At 68.4% G+C, this 14,217-nt stretch carries 14 protein-coding genes; 9 read left to right on the plus strand and 5 right to left on the minus strand.

The genetic code is table 11. From position 1 onward, the window contains the following. The first annotated feature begins 96 nt into the window (after positions 1-96). Genes ACP7AB_RS02155 through ACP7AB_RS02165 form a run of 3 tightly spaced genes read left to right on the plus strand, consistent with a single transcriptional unit; the run spans position 97 to position 5,081 of the window. On the plus strand, positions 97-2,781 hold the full coding sequence (locus tag ACP7AB_RS02155; protein ID WP_425987271.1) for an Rne/Rng family ribonuclease: 2,685 nt from the start codon (positions 97-99) through the stop codon (positions 2,779-2,781). A 55-nt stretch (positions 2,782-2,836) separates the two neighbouring features. Continuing rightward, complete coding sequence (locus ACP7AB_RS02160; protein ID WP_425987272.1) at positions 2,837-4,261, plus strand: M48 family metalloprotease; 1,425 nt, start codon at positions 2,837-2,839, stop codon at positions 4,259-4,261. Between the two features lie 22 nt (positions 4,262-4,283). Then, a complete protein-coding gene (locus tag ACP7AB_RS02165; protein ID WP_425987273.1) occupies positions 4,284-5,081 on the plus strand; it encodes a thioredoxin domain-containing protein in 798 nt (265 codons plus the stop codon). Positions 5,082-5,280: 199 nt separating this feature from the next. Here ACP7AB_RS02165 and ACP7AB_RS02170 read toward each other — a convergent pair whose 3' ends face one another. Continuing rightward, the gene (locus ACP7AB_RS02170; RefSeq protein ID WP_425987275.1) at positions 5,281-5,757 is read right to left on the minus strand and encodes a hypothetical protein; all 477 of its coding nucleotides are present in this window, start codon (positions 5,755-5,757) and stop codon (positions 5,281-5,283) included. A 673-nt stretch (positions 5,758-6,430) separates the two neighbouring features. Here ACP7AB_RS02170 and ACP7AB_RS02175 point away from each other — a divergent pair. The 3 genes from ACP7AB_RS02175 to ACP7AB_RS02185 all read left to right on the plus strand — a co-directional run bounded on the left by ACP7AB_RS02175 (position 6,431) and on the right by ACP7AB_RS02185 (position 8,275). Continuing rightward, positions 6,431-6,904 carry a GNAT family N-acetyltransferase gene (locus tag ACP7AB_RS02175; RefSeq protein ID WP_425987277.1) on the plus strand — a complete coding sequence of 158 codons (474 nt, stop codon included), beginning with the start codon at positions 6,431-6,433 and terminating at the stop codon, positions 6,902-6,904. 226 nt (positions 6,905-7,130) lie between these two features. Next, entirely contained in the window at positions 7,131-7,706 is a 576-nt protein-coding gene (locus ACP7AB_RS02180; protein WP_425987278.1) for a hypothetical protein, read from the plus strand. Between the two features lie 149 nt (positions 7,707-7,855). Next, positions 7,856-8,275: a hypothetical protein gene (locus ACP7AB_RS02185; protein WP_425987279.1), complete on the plus strand. Its 420-nt coding sequence runs from the start codon at positions 7,856-7,858 to the stop codon at positions 8,273-8,275. Positions 8,276-8,279: 4 nt separating this feature from the next. Here ACP7AB_RS02185 and ACP7AB_RS02190 read toward each other — a convergent pair whose 3' ends face one another. The 4 genes from ACP7AB_RS02190 to thiS form a co-directional block, all read right to left on the minus strand. Next, positions 8,280-9,989, minus strand: a complete 1,710-nt coding sequence (locus tag ACP7AB_RS02190; RefSeq protein ID WP_425987281.1) for a hypothetical protein — start codon at positions 9,987-9,989, stop codon at positions 8,280-8,282. A gap of 69 nt (positions 9,990-10,058) precedes the next feature. After that, a complete protein-coding gene (locus tag ACP7AB_RS02195) occupies positions 10,059-10,562 on the minus strand; it encodes a DUF3224 domain-containing protein (RefSeq protein WP_425987283.1) in 504 nt (167 codons plus the stop codon). 57 nt (positions 10,563-10,619) lie between these two features. Beyond that, positions 10,620-11,426 (minus strand): thiazole synthase, encoded by an 807-nt coding sequence (locus tag ACP7AB_RS02200; RefSeq protein WP_425987284.1) that lies wholly within the window; start codon positions 11,424-11,426, stop codon positions 10,620-10,622. 40 nt (positions 11,427-11,466) lie between these two features. Then, positions 11,467-11,664: a sulfur carrier protein ThiS gene (thiS, locus tag ACP7AB_RS02205; RefSeq protein ID WP_303695557.1), complete on the minus strand. Its 198-nt coding sequence runs from the start codon at positions 11,662-11,664 to the stop codon at positions 11,467-11,469. A 128-nt stretch (positions 11,665-11,792) separates the two neighbouring features. On the opposite strand from thiS, the gene aroQ reads away from it, so the two are divergent. From aroQ to accC, 3 genes are read left to right on the plus strand one after another with little or no spacing between them, the layout of a single operon-like run. Next, positions 11,793-12,254: a type II 3-dehydroquinate dehydratase gene (gene aroQ / locus ACP7AB_RS02210; protein ID WP_425987286.1), complete on the plus strand. Its 462-nt coding sequence runs from the start codon at positions 11,793-11,795 to the stop codon at positions 12,252-12,254. Positions 12,255-12,279: 25 nt separating this feature from the next. Further along, positions 12,280-12,792, plus strand: coding sequence for an acetyl-CoA carboxylase biotin carboxyl carrier protein (accB, locus tag ACP7AB_RS02215; RefSeq protein ID WP_425987288.1), 513 nt, complete (start codon positions 12,280-12,282; stop codon positions 12,790-12,792). A 4-nt stretch (positions 12,793-12,796) separates the two neighbouring features. Next, positions 12,797-14,146, plus strand: a complete 1,350-nt coding sequence (accC, locus tag ACP7AB_RS02220; RefSeq protein WP_425987290.1) for an acetyl-CoA carboxylase biotin carboxylase subunit — start codon at positions 12,797-12,799, stop codon at positions 14,144-14,146. Positions 14,147-14,217 lie beyond the last annotated feature (71 nt).

Raw genomic sequence — 14,217 nt, forward strand, 5'->3', positions numbered from 1 at the left:
ACGACGGGATGACGCACGCGTCCGCCCCTTACCCCGTTCGGCGAGCCGCCGTTGCCTCCCCCGGCAACGGCCGAGCGCGCCAGAGAGATACCTTCAATGTCAAAGACGATGCTAATCGATGCAGCGCACGCGGAAGAAACCCGCGTCGCTATCGTGGACGGCCGCCAGGTTGAGGAATTCGACTTCGAGTCGAAAACCAAACGCCAGCTTCGCGGCAACATCTACCTCGCCAAGGTCACCCGCGTAGAACCCAGCCTGCAGGCCGCCTTCGTCGAATACGGCGGCAATCGCCACGGCTTCCTGGCCTTCAACGAGATCCACCCCGACTACTACCAGATCCCGGCCGCCGACCGCGACGCGATCATGGCCGAAGCCCATTCGGCCGAGGACGATCACGACGACGAGAACGCCCGTGACTCGGACGACGGCGATTCCGAAGGCGGCATGGCCGAGGAAGAGCGGCTGAAGCGTCGCCTGATGCGGCGCTACAAGATCCAGGACGTCATCAAGCGTCGCCAGATCCTGCTGATCCAGGTCGTCAAGGACGAGCGCGGCGGCAAGGGCGCGGCCCTGACCACCTGGCTCTCGCTGGCCGGCCGCTACTGCGTCCTGATGCCCAACACCGGCAAGGGCGGCGGCATCTCCCGCAAGATCACCCAGGCCAGCGACCGCAAGCGCCTGAAGGCCGCCGCGGCCGCCCTGGACGTGCCGCGCGGCATGGGTCTGATCATCCGCACGGCCGGCGCCAAACGCACCAAGGCCGAGATCAAGCGCGACTACGAATATCTGCTGCGCCTTTGGGAGACGATCCGCGAGACCACCCTCGCCTCCCACGCCCCCTCGATGATCTACGAGGAGGAGAACCTCGTCCGCCGCGCCGTGCGCGACATGTTCGACAAGGATTTCGACGGCATCCAGGTCGAGGGTGTCGAAGGATTCAAGGAGGCGCGCGACTTCATGCGGGTGCTGATGCCCTCGCAGGCCAAGAAGGTGCACCTGTACCAGGGGTCCAGGCCCCTGTTCGCGGCCAACGGCATTGAGGAGCTGCTGACGCAGATCCACCAGCCCATCGTGCCGCTGAAGTCCGGCGGCTATCTGGTGATCAACCAGACCGAGGCCCTGGTCGCCATCGACGTCAACTCGGGCCGCGCCACCAAGGAACGCAACGTCGAGGCCACGGCCTTCAAGACCAACTGCGAAGCCGCCGTCGAGGCTGCCCGCCAGTTGCGCCTGCGCGACCTCGCCGGTCTGGTGGTGATCGACTTCATCGACATGGACGAGTCCAAGAACAACCGGACCGTCGAGCGCATCCTCAAGGATGAACTGAGCCACGACCGCGCCCGCATCCAGATGGGACGCATCTCCGGCTTCGGCCTGATGGAGATCAGCCGCCAGCGCCGCCGCCTCGGCGTGCTGGAAGGCGCCACCGAGGTCTGCCCGCACTGCCAGGGCGCCGGTCGCGTCCGCTCGGCCGAATCCGCCGCCCTGATGGTGCTGCGCGCCGTCGACATCGAGGCCGGCAAGAACGGCGCCGGCGCGATCAACCTGAAGGTCTCGTCGGCCGTCGCCCTCTACATCCTGAACCACAAGCGCGACTATCTGCAGCGTCTGCTGGAGCGGCGCGGCCTGGCCGTGATCATCCAGATCGACGACCGTCTGGGTCAGGGCGAGAGCGCCGTCGAGCGCACCGAAACCAACGAGGACTTCACCCCGCCTGAAGCCATCGTCTCGCTGGCCGATCTCGACGACGACTTCGACGATAACGCCTGGCAGGACGAAGACGACAACGACGACGAAGACGACATCATCGCCGGCGACGACGACGAGGACGCGCTGGATCGCGAGGACTCCGACGAGGACGAACCGCGCGAGCGGGCCGAACGCGCCGAGCGTTCGGAGGGCGACAAGGGCCGCGGTCGTGGTCGCCGCCGTCGGGGCGGCCGTCGTGACGAGGAGGCCGCTCCCGTGGCCGCCGACGCCGAGGTCGAGGGTCTGGCCGCCGATGACGATGACAGCGAGGCCGGCCGTCGCCGTCGTCGGGGTCGTCGCGGCGGACGTCGCATCCGCGAGGACGGTGACACCGCCGGCGCCGGCGCGGGATCCTTCTTCTGGGTCCGGGGCCGCACGCCGTCTCTGGACGATCCCTATGTCTGGTTCGACCCGATCAACCCCGCCCCGCGCGCCGAACGTCCGGCCGCGCCCGCCCGTGACGAATCTGAAGCCGCGCACGACGTCGAGGAGATGATCGGCGAACGTCCCGAGGGCGAACTGGCCGGGGACCGCGAAGGCGGTCGCTCGCGTCGCCGCCGTCGCGGCCGGGGTCGTGGCGAACGCACCACGCCTCAGGATCTGAGGGTCGAGGGTCGCGCCACCAACGAAGGCATGCCCGTCGACGGCGATCCCGAGACCCCGATGGCCGTGGTCCTGTCGGACGACGCCTCCGAGGCGGTCATTCCGGTGATCGCGCCCGAGCCCCAGCGTCGTCGCGTCCGTCGCAAGACGGCCGGCTCGGCGGTGGAGACCGAAGTCGTTGCTGCCGAAGCCGTCGAGGCTGTCGCGCCGCCGCTGGAGCCCGAGATCGCCTTCGTCGAGGCGGAGCCTCAAGCTGCGCCCGTCGCGGTCGAGCCGGAACCGGTCGTCGTCGGAACGGAGACCCTGGTCACGGCCGAGGCCTCGGTCGCCCCGGCTCCCGAGGCCGATCTCAGCGCGATCATCGCCAACGATCCGAACCAGATCACCGCGCCGCCCGCCAAGCCGAAACGCGGATGGTGGCGTCTGTGACGAACCGCGCCTAGATTAGACCGTGGGGCGGGGGCGCCCGTCGAAGGAGTTCGCCATGATCCGGCCGACCCGCGTCACGTCCGCCCTCCTCGGGCTGGTCGCCGCGTCCGCCGCCGTCCTTGTGATGGCGGCGGCCGGCCCCGCCTCGGCCCAGAGCACGATCCGCGATACCGAGGTCGAGGGCATCATCCGCGGGTGGTCGGACCCGGTGTTCGCGGCCATGGGTCTCGAACCGTCCGAGGTCGAGGTCCTGCTGATCAACGATCCCGAGTTGAACGCCTTCGCCACGCGCGGGCGGATCATCGGCATCAACACCGGCCTGATCCTGCGCACCCGCGATCCCAACGAGCTTCTGGGCGTGCTGGCTCACGAGGCCGGTCACGTCAAGAACCGGCACACCCTGCGCGACGGCGCCCAGAGCGCCGGCATGCAACCCATGCTGATGTCGATGGCGCTCGGCGCCCTGGCCGTCGCGGCCGGTCAGCCGGGGGCCGGCATGGCGCTGATCGGATCCGGCCAGTATTTCGGCGCCCTGGGCTCCCTGCGCTACATGCAGGGCCAGGAAGGCGAGGCCGACATCACCGCCGCGCGCGGTCTGGAGGCCGCCGGCGAATCCGGTCGAGGCCTGGTCGAGTTCTTCGAGAATTTCCGCAGTCAGGAAGTGTTCTCCGACGCCCGCCGCTATCCCTATTTCCGCAGCCACCCCCTGTCCGGCCAGCGCATCGAGGCCCTGCGCAGGCCTGTCGAGGCCGCGTCCCACTACAGCCACAGGGACAGCCCCGAGAGGCTGGCCGAGCACGCCCTGATCCTGGCCAAGGTCCACGCCTTCATGGATGCCCCGACCCAGACCCTGCGCAGCTATCTGGAAAGCGACACCTCCTTCCCGGCCCGCTACGCCCGCGCCATCGCCTGGTATCGCGACGGCCAGACCCAGCGCGCCCTTGACGCCACCGACGCCCTGATCGCCAGGGACGTCGACAATCCCTATCTGTGGGAGCTCAAGGGCCAGATCCTGTTCGAGGAAGGCCGCCCGCGCGAGGCCATCGACGCCCACCGCGAGTCGATCCGGCTCAAGCCCGACGCCCCCCTGTTACGCATCAACCTGGCCCACGCCCTGATCGAGACCAACGATCCCGCCAACCTCGACGAAGCCGTCGATCAGCTGAAGCGCGCCACGGCCCGCGAAGGCGACAACACCCTGGCCTGGCGCCTGCTGGGTCAGGCCTATGCCAGCCAGGGCAAGGAGGGCGAGGCGCGTCTGGCCTCGGCCGAATACTATTTCGCCGCCGGGGCTGAGGAACAGTCGACCCAGTTCGCCCTGCGCGCCCGCGACATGCTGCCGCCCGGCTCGAACGAGTGGCGGCGCGCCATGGACATCGTTCTGGCGTCCGGGGCCACGATGGACGACATCGACGATCTGGACCGGCGTCAGGAACGTCGCCGCGAACAACAACAGACCGTCATCGCGCCCGGCGCCTGACCGCCCCTATTCCGAGACCTGAATGACCGACCAAGCCCCCGCCCCGTCCCCGGACGACAAGCCGACTCGCGACCCCCTCGCCTGGTTCGCGTCCGGTCGCGGCGGCGCGGCGGCCCTGGCGGTGTCCATCGTGGCCCTGGGTCTGGCGGCCGCCCCCTATGTCACCGGAGGCGATTTCGGCGGCAAGGTCCGCGCCTATCTGCTCGCCAACCCCCAGGTCATGACCGAGGTCCAGGCCGCGTTCGAGACCCGGGCCGAGACCGTCCGCGTCGACACGATCAACGCGGCGGTCGCCGCCAACGCGGCCCTGATGGCGCCCGATCCGCGCGACCCGGCCTTCGGTCCCGCCGATGCGAAGGTCACCGTGGTCGAGTTCTTCGATTACCAGTGCCCGGGCTGCAAGGCCGTGTCCGAGGACTATCTGGCCCTGATGCGCGCCCATCCGGACGTCCGTTTCGTCTTTAAGGAGTGGCCGATCCTCGACCGGGGCGACAGCACCACCTCCAACTACGCCGCCCGCGCCGCCCTCGCCGCCCATCGCCAGGGCAGATACCTCGCCGTCCACCAGGCCCTGATGGCCGAACCCAGCCTGACGCCGGAAAGCGTGGACCGCATCCTCGCCGCCAACGGCGTCGCCCTGGACCAGGCCGCCGCCGTCATCCGCGACACCGGCACCGACCGCCTGCTGGCCGACATCCACACGACCGGCGCCACCCTCGGCCTCATCGGCACCCCGACCTTCCTGATCAACGGCAAGACCACGGCCACCATCAACCCGCAGGAGGTGGCGGCGGCGATCGAGGCGGCGAAGGTGGGATAGAAAGAGCTGAGGGGGCTTCGGCCACCTGGATCGGCTTCGGCTGGCGGAGATCTGGTCTGTGCGGCAAACGCCGCTCCCGACCCAACAAACTCCATCGCGTCAAGATCTCGGCCCCGGCTTCCCAAAAAAATGATGGGTGAAGGCGTCGTCGCCTCGGAATTGGAGGTCTGACAAGCGCCGCTCGCTCATCGGCTGCTGCCTAGTTGCGCGGACGCTGCGCCAAGGTCCCCGCCGGGGTCGCGGCCACACCCGGCTCGCGCATGGCCCAGCCCGACAACCCGCCATAGTAGCCGCTCGCCACCGCTGACTTGCCGTCGGCGGACACCGTGAGGTCCACGCTGATGGCGCGGGACAATCTGGCGACATTGCCCGGCAGCGCCTCGCATTGCACCCACCGGCCCCAGCCCGAGCTTCCGTGCGCCAGCGGCACGCCGGTCACCCCCGCGGGAAAGGGGGTAGGCGCGAAGGCGAAGAAGACCAATCCCCTCTGCACCTGGGGGTCGGCCCCCGACCCGTCCCGGAAGTCCATGACGCCGGTCACGATCTGGCCGGGCGAGCCTCCCGAGAGATGGTAGAGCCAGCGGCCGCCCGCGAGTTGCTCGCACGGTCCCGCGAAGGCCGGGGCCGCGACCAGCAGCGTAGCTGTAGAGGCCAGGACGGCGAAAACTCTGGACATGACAGGGGCTTCCCGGTCCGGACTGCGCGCGAGCCAGAAGGCCAGGCGACCGGACAGCATCAAAGACAGGGCAGCTTTTATGACCGTTCGTCAATCGACGTCGGATGAACGGTCGATCCCGACCGGCTCACCCGCCTCGCTGGGGGACGCCCTCATGGCGCAGGGTGATGAGCGCGGCGCGATCCGAAAATTCCGCGCCTCCGCCGACCGCGCCCCGCAGCGGGGCCGGGCGCTGGAGGCGGGCGGGAAGCGGGACGATGCCCGCGAGAAATACACCAGGGCCGCCCGCACGAACCTGGCCGCCGCAAGACAGGGCCGAGGTAGTGCGACGGCTGGTGGCGGTCAGTCAGGGGGCCGGAGGAGCGTCGTTGTGATTTCGGCTACCCACCCTCAACGGTCATCCCGCGCGTCAGCTTTCGGCTCATGGTCCGAACGTCGGGTATCGGGACAGACACAGACCGCCGCTCTCGACCCACTGCGGACATAGGTCGGCATCTTGTCGCGGCTGGCGGGTGCGTTTAAGCTTAGACTGCCCACGGGCAGGAGGTTTTTTGTCAGCTTTCAACCGCACCGCCTGATTCAGGCGCGCTCTCGAAGGGGAGCGCCCGAGCAGAGCGCAGACGCTCAAAAAACAGCGTGCGCTTCTTCATGCCTAATCAAAGCGGGAAAAACGTTGAAAAACATAAACATCCGCCCGCTGTCAGCGGGCGACCTGACTGCCGCGAAAGACGTAATCAACACCACGGGCCTATTCCCCGGAGAGATGCTTGACGAAATGGCCGCGCCGTTTCTGACCGGCATGGCGTCGAACGATCTCTGGTTCGTCGCACTGGACACACAGGTCGTCGTAGGGCTGGTTTACTGTTCACAGGAACGTATGACCGACGGGACCTGGAACCTGCTCTTAATCGCCGTTCGCGAGAGCGAACAAGGCCAAGGCGTTGGGTCTCGGCTAACCCGTCACCTCGAACAGACGTTATCCCAACGAAACGGGCGCGTGCTGATCGTCGAGACGTCCGGGCTACCGGACTTTGACCGCACCCGCGCTGTCTACAAGAGGTTAGATTACGTCGAGGTGGCTCGCATCCCCGAGTTCTATACTGCGGGAGAGGACAAGGTCGTCTTCTGGAAGCTGCTGCCCCACTAGCGTTCGGGAGGGGCGGGGCTTCGGCTCCGCCCCGACCACTCCGTTGGGAATGGCCGCTCACCACCCGTTGCCGACGTTGGAAGCGTCCGCTTTCAGGTCCGCCAATGTATGCGACAGCCCCGATACCAAGGCGCGGATCGTCCCCAAACCCTTTTGAATTCAACGCACGGCTCTAACGAGAGCCATTTTACGCGCCCTGGTTCGAAACGGCCGGACAATGCCGGGCATGACCGAGATCAAACACAGACCGCCCCGCCTCACCGCCGAAGCCTGGGCTCATGCCCGCGAGGATTTCATCGCCGGCATCAGCTGCGCCGTCATCGCCGAGCGCTACGGCACGACCGATCGCAGCGTCCGCCGTCGCGCCGCCATCGAGGGCTGGCGTCGGCCCGACTTCCTGCCGACGCGGCTCGCCCCGCCGCCGCCGTGGATGGCCGGGCCGCGCACCAGGGACGAGGAGATGGAGATCGATCCGGCGCTGGAGGAGGTGGCGGCGGAGGCCTCGACCTCCCGTTTCGGCCTGCTGTTCAATCCCGATCCCCGGAGTCTGCGCCACTACGCCTTCCGTCAGGCGGCCGAGAACGCCGCCGTCGACCGGCCGCAGCAAGCCCTCTCCTGGATGCGGCTCGTCCAGCTGGCTGAGCGCTGCGGCGCGCGCCTGGACATGGACTCCTCCGCCTTCCGGGACATCGACCGTGTCCGCGCCTCCTATCTGCACCGACTGAACGAGGAGTACGCCGCCGGCCGCGAGGCCGCGTTCGCTGAAACGACCGAAGAGGCCGCGCCCGACCCGGCGACCTGATCCCGGGTTTCGTCCGCTTCGTCCGTTTCGTCAGGGTGTTTTTAGTCCGGACCAGCGGACGAGACGGGGCGCCGGCCAACCTCTCCAAAGATTAACGTGCCAGGACGGCGTGAACGTTCGACCTTCCCTGCAACCCGTCGGGAGCCGGAATGCTGAACCTGTCGATCATCGCGACCGCCGCCCTTGCGCTCATGGTCGACCCGCCCGCCTCGGGCCAGTCCGCACCCCTGACCAATGGCGACGTGATCGGCAGCTGGACCCTGGTCATCACCCCTGCCGAGCGCCAGGGGATCGAGATCAACGTCGAGATGGACGACGGCGACCTGCCCCTGACCGTTGCGGGCCAGCCGACCGGCCGCCTGACCTGCACCTTGCGCGGCGCCCCGGCGGATTGCCGCATCCGGAACGGCGAATTCGTCGTCGTCATGCCGACGCGGTCGGGCGGCGCCCGTCTGATCTTCACGATCACTGACCAGACGCGCGCCGGCCTCGGCGGCGCGGCCCGTGTCAGCGTCCGCTTCCTGCCCATCGGCGGCCACATCGGCGCGGTGGCCATGACCCGCCGTTAGGGAGTCAGGCCAGCTTCAGGCTCATCTCGCCGCCGATCCATTCGACCCGCGCCTGCGCCCGCGCGGCTTCTGAGGCCGCCGTGTTGCCCAGGGCGGCCTCGGCCTCGGCGAGAACGAAATAGCTGTAGGGGTCCATCGGCCAGTCGGTCAGAAGTTCCTCGATTTTCGCCTTGGCCCCCGCCGCGTCGCCGTTGGACAGCAGGGCGGCGGCCAGGCTGCGGCGGGTCGGGAACCAGATGATCGGCGGGTCGCCGCCCTCCTCTTCCTGGCCCTGGATCTCGGCGGCGCGGGTGAAGGCGGCCACGGCGGCGGTCGCATTGCCCTCCAGCATCGCCGCCCGGCCCTCCAGCACCCGCTGCGAGACCTCGATGAAGTCCTTCATGTCGGCGGCCTGGGCGCCGGTGATGGCGTCGCCTTCGCGGATCGCCCTGATGGCCTCGGCCTCGGCGCGCACGGCGCCCGCGTCGCCGGCCCGGGCCGCCGCCTCGCCGCGCCCGTAGCGCCAGTTGGCGCAAAGCACCGGCTTGGTCTCGGGCGGTTCCGCCAGGGCCGCGACCTGGGCCGCCGTGCCAAAGCGGCCGTAGATCGCATAGGCGTCATTGGCCATCAGCTGACGCCACAGGTTGTCGGCCGGGATGTCGGGATAGGTCGACAGGAAGCCCTCGGCCAGGGCCAGCCCCTCCTCGGCCCCGCCCGCCATCAGGGCGCCGCCCATGCCGAAATGGATGTTGTGGGCGTGCAGGGCCATGCCGGTGATCCCGCCCGGAGGCGCGGCCAGCCGGTCATAGCGCTTGTCCAGGGCCACGGCCTCGACGTTGGACCGCATGGCGTCCCGGTAGCGCCCGACCCGGTAGAAGGTGTGCGACGGCATATGCACCAGATGGCTGGCCGAAGGCGCCAGCCGGGCCAGCTTCTCGCCATAGGGAATGGCCTTGTGCGGGTCGTCGGACCACTCGGTCAGGTGGATGTAGAGGTGGATGGTGCCGGGGTCGTCGGGGGCCTTAGCCAGCGACGCCTCGAGGATGTCCATGGCCCGGACGATGCCGCGGTCCTTGGGCAGGCCCGCCTCGTCGAACCACTCATCGGCCTGCAGCATCCAGGCGTCGGCGGCGATGGCGGCGATCAGGGGGCTGTCGGGGTTGCGGCGAACGATCCGGTCCATGGCCCGGGCGAAGCGAACGCCCTGGCTGGCCTTGGCCCCGGAATAGCGCTGGATCAGGGCGTCGATCATCTGGCGCTGGACCGCAGTGGCGCCTCCCGCCTCGCGCCGGGCCAGCTGGGCCAGCCTGAGCCCGGCCCGCAGGGAGGCGTCATCCGTGCCGCCGCCGTTGAGGTTGGGCCCCGTGGCCCAGGCCTCGCCCCAGGCGCACAGGCCGCAGTCGGGATCGATGGCCCGCGCCCGGCGGAAGGCCCGGACCGATTCCTTGTGCTCGAACGCCCAGCGCAGCCGCACCCCGTGGTCGAACCAGGCCTGGGCCTCCGGATTTGTGGTGTCGACGGTCCAGCTCGAGACCTCGCCGAAACCGGGCACCAGGACCATGGAGGCTTCCGGCGCGGCGTCCAGCACCGACCCGACCCGGCCGCATCCCCGCGGGTTCTGCAACAGGGAGGCGCTCGCCTCCGCATCCGCCGCGGCCGTGGTCGCATCCGCGACGGCGGCCGGCCCCGCCAGACAAAGGGCGACGGCGGTGAAGGTGAGCAGTGTCAGTCGCATCGTCTTCCCCTCGATCCGAGGCGACGATCCTGCACCAGTCGAAGAGCGCTTCCAAGCGCCCCGATCGTCTCAGGGGTTTGGCAGGCTGTAGCTCAGGTCGTAGCGGTGTTCCCCGCCTTCGAGCGTCAGGGCGAAGTCCCCGCTGATCCCCGCCAGCGCTCCGGTGCCCGAGTTCGGCACGACGGTGATCGACAGCGTATAGCCCTCCGGGCTCATGTCGCCGCGATGGGCCAGCAGGAAGGCGCCCTCCTTGCCATCCAGCGTGCCAACCACCCGCTCCAGCGCGATATAGGTCCCGGTCGTGTCTCCCGGAGGCCCGCCGGTCAGCATCTGGCCGCTCGACACGCCGGTGATACCGCCCTTGAAGCGCTTGATCAGACCATAGCGCGACAGGCCCAGTCCGGCCTCGACAACCTCTTCGTCGGCAGGGACCATTGTCACTTCGAAGGTTCCAACAGCGTGGTGCACGACGGTCTCCTGGGCCTTGGCGCTTCCGGCGGCCATGACCCCGATCGCTATCAACAGGCCGAGAACAGCCACGGCGAGATAGCCTCGGAGAGTCAGGGTGCGCATCGGTCGCTCCGGAACATTACAGGAACACTCTGTCTCCGAACCCGCGTTCCGTCAAGCTCAGATCAGCCCGCCCAGCGGCGACGAAGGATCGGCGTACATCTTCTTCGCCATACGCCCGGCCAGATAGGCCTCGCGCCCGGCGATGACGGCATGCTTCATCGCCCGTGCCATGCCGATGGGATCGCGCGCCCCGGCGATGGCCGTGTTGGCGATCACGGCGTCGCAGCCGAGCTCCATCGCGATGGTCGCGTCCGAGGCCGTGCCCACGCCGGCGTCCACCAGCACAGGCACGGTCGCCTGCTCGACGATCAGCCGGATATTGACCCGGTTCTGAATGCCGAGACCCGATCCGATCGGCGAGGCCGCCGGCATGATCGCCGCCGCGCCCGCGTCTTCCAGCCGCTTGGCCATGACCACGTCGTCGGTGCAGTAGACCATGACGTCGAAGCCGTCCTGGACCAGCAGCTCCAGCGCCCTGAGCGTCTCGATCATGTCCGGATACAGGTGCGCCGAGTTGGACAGAACCTCCAGCTTGACCAGGTCCCAGCCGCCCGCCTCGCGCGCCAGCCTCAGGGTCCGCACCGCGTCCTCGCCCGTGAAACAGCCCGCCGTATTGGGCAGGAAGGTGAACCGGTCCGGCTTCAGATAGTCGACCAGCATCGGCTGGGACGGATCGCTGAGGTTTACCCGGCGCAGGGCCACAGTGACGATGTCGGCCCCCGCCGCCTCGGCCGCCGCGGCGTTCTGGGCGTAGTCGGCGTATTTGCCGGTACCCACGATCAGGCGCGAGTTGAAGCTGCGACCGGCGACGGTCCAGCGATCGGTCAGGGTATCGGCGGTCGGTGCGACGAAGGGAGCGTTCATCGAATTAATCTAGGCCTGTGCGCCCGGAAACGGAACCCGCTCACCCGCCGCCGACGAACTGGACCAGTTCGATCCGGTCGCCGTCCTCCAGCGCCGTCCCGGCATGCAGCGACCGGGGCACAATGGCCAGGTTGCGCTCCACGGCGACCTTGCGGACGTCGAATCCGAGCTCTTCGACCAGCGCCAGGACTGTTCGTGCGGCCACCTCCCGCGTATCTCCGTTGACTTGAATGCGCATGTCGTTACGTCAACCTGACCTGTCCGGCGCAACCTCGGCTTTGACGAGCGACGCCGTTCCGCTAAAAGGCCCGCCCACCGAAGCGGCGAACCACTCTCATTGGCCCGTCGCCAACCCATCCGGAGCGAATGCCCGAAACCCCCGTCCTCTACGTCCTGAACGGCCCCAACCTCAACCTTCTGGGTGTGCGGGAGCCGCACATCTATGGGCGCGAGACCCTGGCCGACGTCCAGGCCCTGTGCGAGACGGCGGCCGAAGGCGCGACCGTGGTCTTCCGCCAGTCGAATCATGAAGGCGAACTGGTCGACTGGATCCAGGAAGCTCGCACGGAAGCTGTGGCGCTCGTCATCAACCCGGCGGCCTACAGCCACACCTCCATCGCCCTGCTGGACGCGCTCAAGGCCCTGACGATCCCGGTCGTCGAGTGCCACCTGTCCAATCCGGCGGCGCGTGAGGAGTTCCGGCGTCACTCCTACGTCTCGCTGGCGGCCACGGGCATCGTCTCGGGCTTCGGCGCCCACTCCTACGAACTGGCCGTCAAGGCCGCCCTCCGGCTGGCGCGGGAACGCTCCGCATCGCCTGTCCGTTGAACCCAGACCACAAGGCATAGCTCTCATGGCGACCGACAAGAAACTGGATAACGAGCCCTCGGTGGAGATCGACACCACGCTGGTCCGCCAGCTGGCCGACATCCTCAACGACACCTCGCTGACCGAAATCGAGGTCGAGCGCGGCGAGCTGCGCATCCGCGTCGCCCGCGAAATCACCGCCGCCCCGGTGATGCAGTACGCCTCCGCTCCGGCCTATGCGCCGCAGGCCGCCGCAGCGCCCGCGGCCACCGCCGCGCCTCTGTCCATGCCGTCGGACCCGGCCACGATCGTCGCCAAGTCGGGCGAGCAGGTGAAGTCGCCGATGGTCGGCACCGTCTATCTGCAGGCCTCGCCCGAGGCCCCGCCGTTCGCCAAGGCCGGCGACAAGGTCAAGAAGGGTCAGACCCTGCTGATCGTCGAGGCCATGAAGACGATGAACCCGATCCAGTCTCCGCGCGACGGCGTGGTGCAGGAGATCCTGGTCGGCGACGCCCAGCCCGTCGAGTTCGGCGAACCCCTTGTCGTTCTCGAGGCCTGAGACCGTGTTCACCAAAGTCCTCATCGCCAACCGCGGCGAGATCGCGCTGCGTATCCATCGCGCGTGCAAGGAGATGGGCATCTCCACCGTCGCCGTGCACTCGGAAGCTGATCGCGGCGCCATGTGGGTGCGGCTGGCCGACGAAAGCGTCTGCATCGGCCCCGCCCCGGCCGCGAAATCCTATCTGAACATCCCGTCGATCATCGCGGCCGCCGAGATCACCGGCGCCCAGGCGATCCACCCGGGCTACGGCTTCCTGTCCGAGAACGCCCGCTTCGCCGAGATCGTCGAGGCTCACGGCATGACCTTCATCGGTCCAAAGCCCGAGCACATCCGGGTCATGGGCGACAAGATCAGCGCCAAGCAGACGGTGCTGGAAGCCGGCATCCCCTGCGTGCCCGGCTCGGCCGGCGAGGTCGAGACGATCGAGGCCGCCATCGAGGCGTCGAAGTCGATCGGCTTCCCGCTGATCGTCAAGGCGGCGGCGGGCGGCGGCGGACGCGGCATGAAGGTCGCCCTGACCGCCGAAGACCTCGTCGAGGCCGTCCAGACCGCCCAGACCGAGGCCAAGGCCGCCTTCGGCAACGGCGCGGTCTATATGGAGCGCTACCTTCAGAAGCCCCGCCACATCGAGATCCAGGTCGTGGCCGACAGCCACGGCAACGTCGTCCACCTGGGCGAACGCGACTGCTCGCTGCAGCGTCGCCACCAGAAGGTGCTGGAAGAGGCCCCCTCGCCCGCCCTGTCGGCCGCCGAACGCATCCAGATCGGCGAGGTCGTCAACAAGGCCATCGGCAAGATCGGCTACCTCGGCGTCGGCACCATCGAGTTCCTGTGGGAGGACGGCGAGTTCTTCTTCATCGAGATGAACACCCGGCTGCAGGTCGAACACCCGGTCACCGAGGCCGTCACCGGCGTCGATCTGGTGCGCGAACAGATCCGCATTGCTGCGGGCCTGCCGCTGTCGTTCACCCAAGAGGACATCCACTTCGAGGGCCACGCCATCGAGGTCCGGATCAACGCCGAAAACTCGGAAACCTTCGCCCCCTCGCCCGGCACGGTCACCGACTTCCACGCCCCCGGCGGCCTGGGCGTGAGGCTGGATAGCGCCATCTACGCCGGCTATTCGATCCCGCCCTACTACGACAGCCTGATCGGCAAACTGATCGTCCACGGCCGCGACCGTGCCGAGTGCGTCGCCCGGCTCAAGCGCAGCCTGAACGAGATGGTCATCGGCGGCATCGACACGACCATTCCCCTGTTCCAGAAGCTGTTGAATGAGCCCGACATCCTGTCCGGTGACTACGACATCCACTGGCTGGAGAACTGGGCCAGGCGTCAAAAGGGCGAATGACACCAATTCCTCCCCTGTTGGGGGAGGTGGCGCGGCGCGCCTTTGCGCCGTGACGGAGGGGGCCATCCGCA

This window comes from Brevundimonas sp. TWP3-1-2b1 (genome assembly GCF_049896165.1).
Taxonomy (GTDB): domain Bacteria; phylum Pseudomonadota; class Alphaproteobacteria; order Caulobacterales; family Caulobacteraceae; genus Brevundimonas; species Brevundimonas subvibrioides_B.

Bases quoted from the DNA above. Each gene is read 5' to 3' on its own strand.
- aroQ (WP_425987286.1), top strand. From the start codon at position 11,793: ATGCCCGAAACCCCCGTCCTCTACGTCCTGAACGGCCCCAACCTCAAC.
- accB (WP_425987288.1), top strand. From the start codon at position 12,280: ATGGCGACCGACAAGAAACTGGATAACGAGCCCTCGGTGGAGATCGAC.
- ACP7AB_RS02200 (WP_425987284.1), bottom strand. From the start codon at position 11,426: ATGAACGCTCCCTTCGTCGCACCGACCGCCGATACCCTGACCGATCGC.
- ACP7AB_RS02180 (WP_425987278.1), top strand. From the start codon at position 7,131: ATGACCGAGATCAAACACAGACCGCCCCGCCTCACCGCCGAAGCCTGG.
- ACP7AB_RS02190 (WP_425987281.1), bottom strand. From the start codon at position 9,989: ATGCGACTGACACTGCTCACCTTCACCGCCGTCGCCCTTTGTCTGGCG.
- thiS (WP_303695557.1), bottom strand. From the start codon at position 11,664: ATGCGCATTCAAGTCAACGGAGATACGCGGGAGGTGGCCGCACGAACA.
- ACP7AB_RS02170 (WP_425987275.1), bottom strand. From the start codon at position 5,757: ATGTCCAGAGTTTTCGCCGTCCTGGCCTCTACAGCTACGCTGCTGGTC.
- ACP7AB_RS02195 (WP_425987283.1), bottom strand. From the start codon at position 10,562: ATGCGCACCCTGACTCTCCGAGGCTATCTCGCCGTGGCTGTTCTCGGC.
- ACP7AB_RS02165 (WP_425987273.1), top strand. From the start codon at position 4,284: ATGACCGACCAAGCCCCCGCCCCGTCCCCGGACGACAAGCCGACTCGC.
- ACP7AB_RS02185 (WP_425987279.1), top strand. From the start codon at position 7,856: ATGCTGAACCTGTCGATCATCGCGACCGCCGCCCTTGCGCTCATGGTC.
- ACP7AB_RS02155 (WP_425987271.1), top strand. From the start codon at position 97: ATGTCAAAGACGATGCTAATCGATGCAGCGCACGCGGAAGAAACCCGC.
- ACP7AB_RS02160 (WP_425987272.1), top strand. From the start codon at position 2,837: ATGATCCGGCCGACCCGCGTCACGTCCGCCCTCCTCGGGCTGGTCGCC.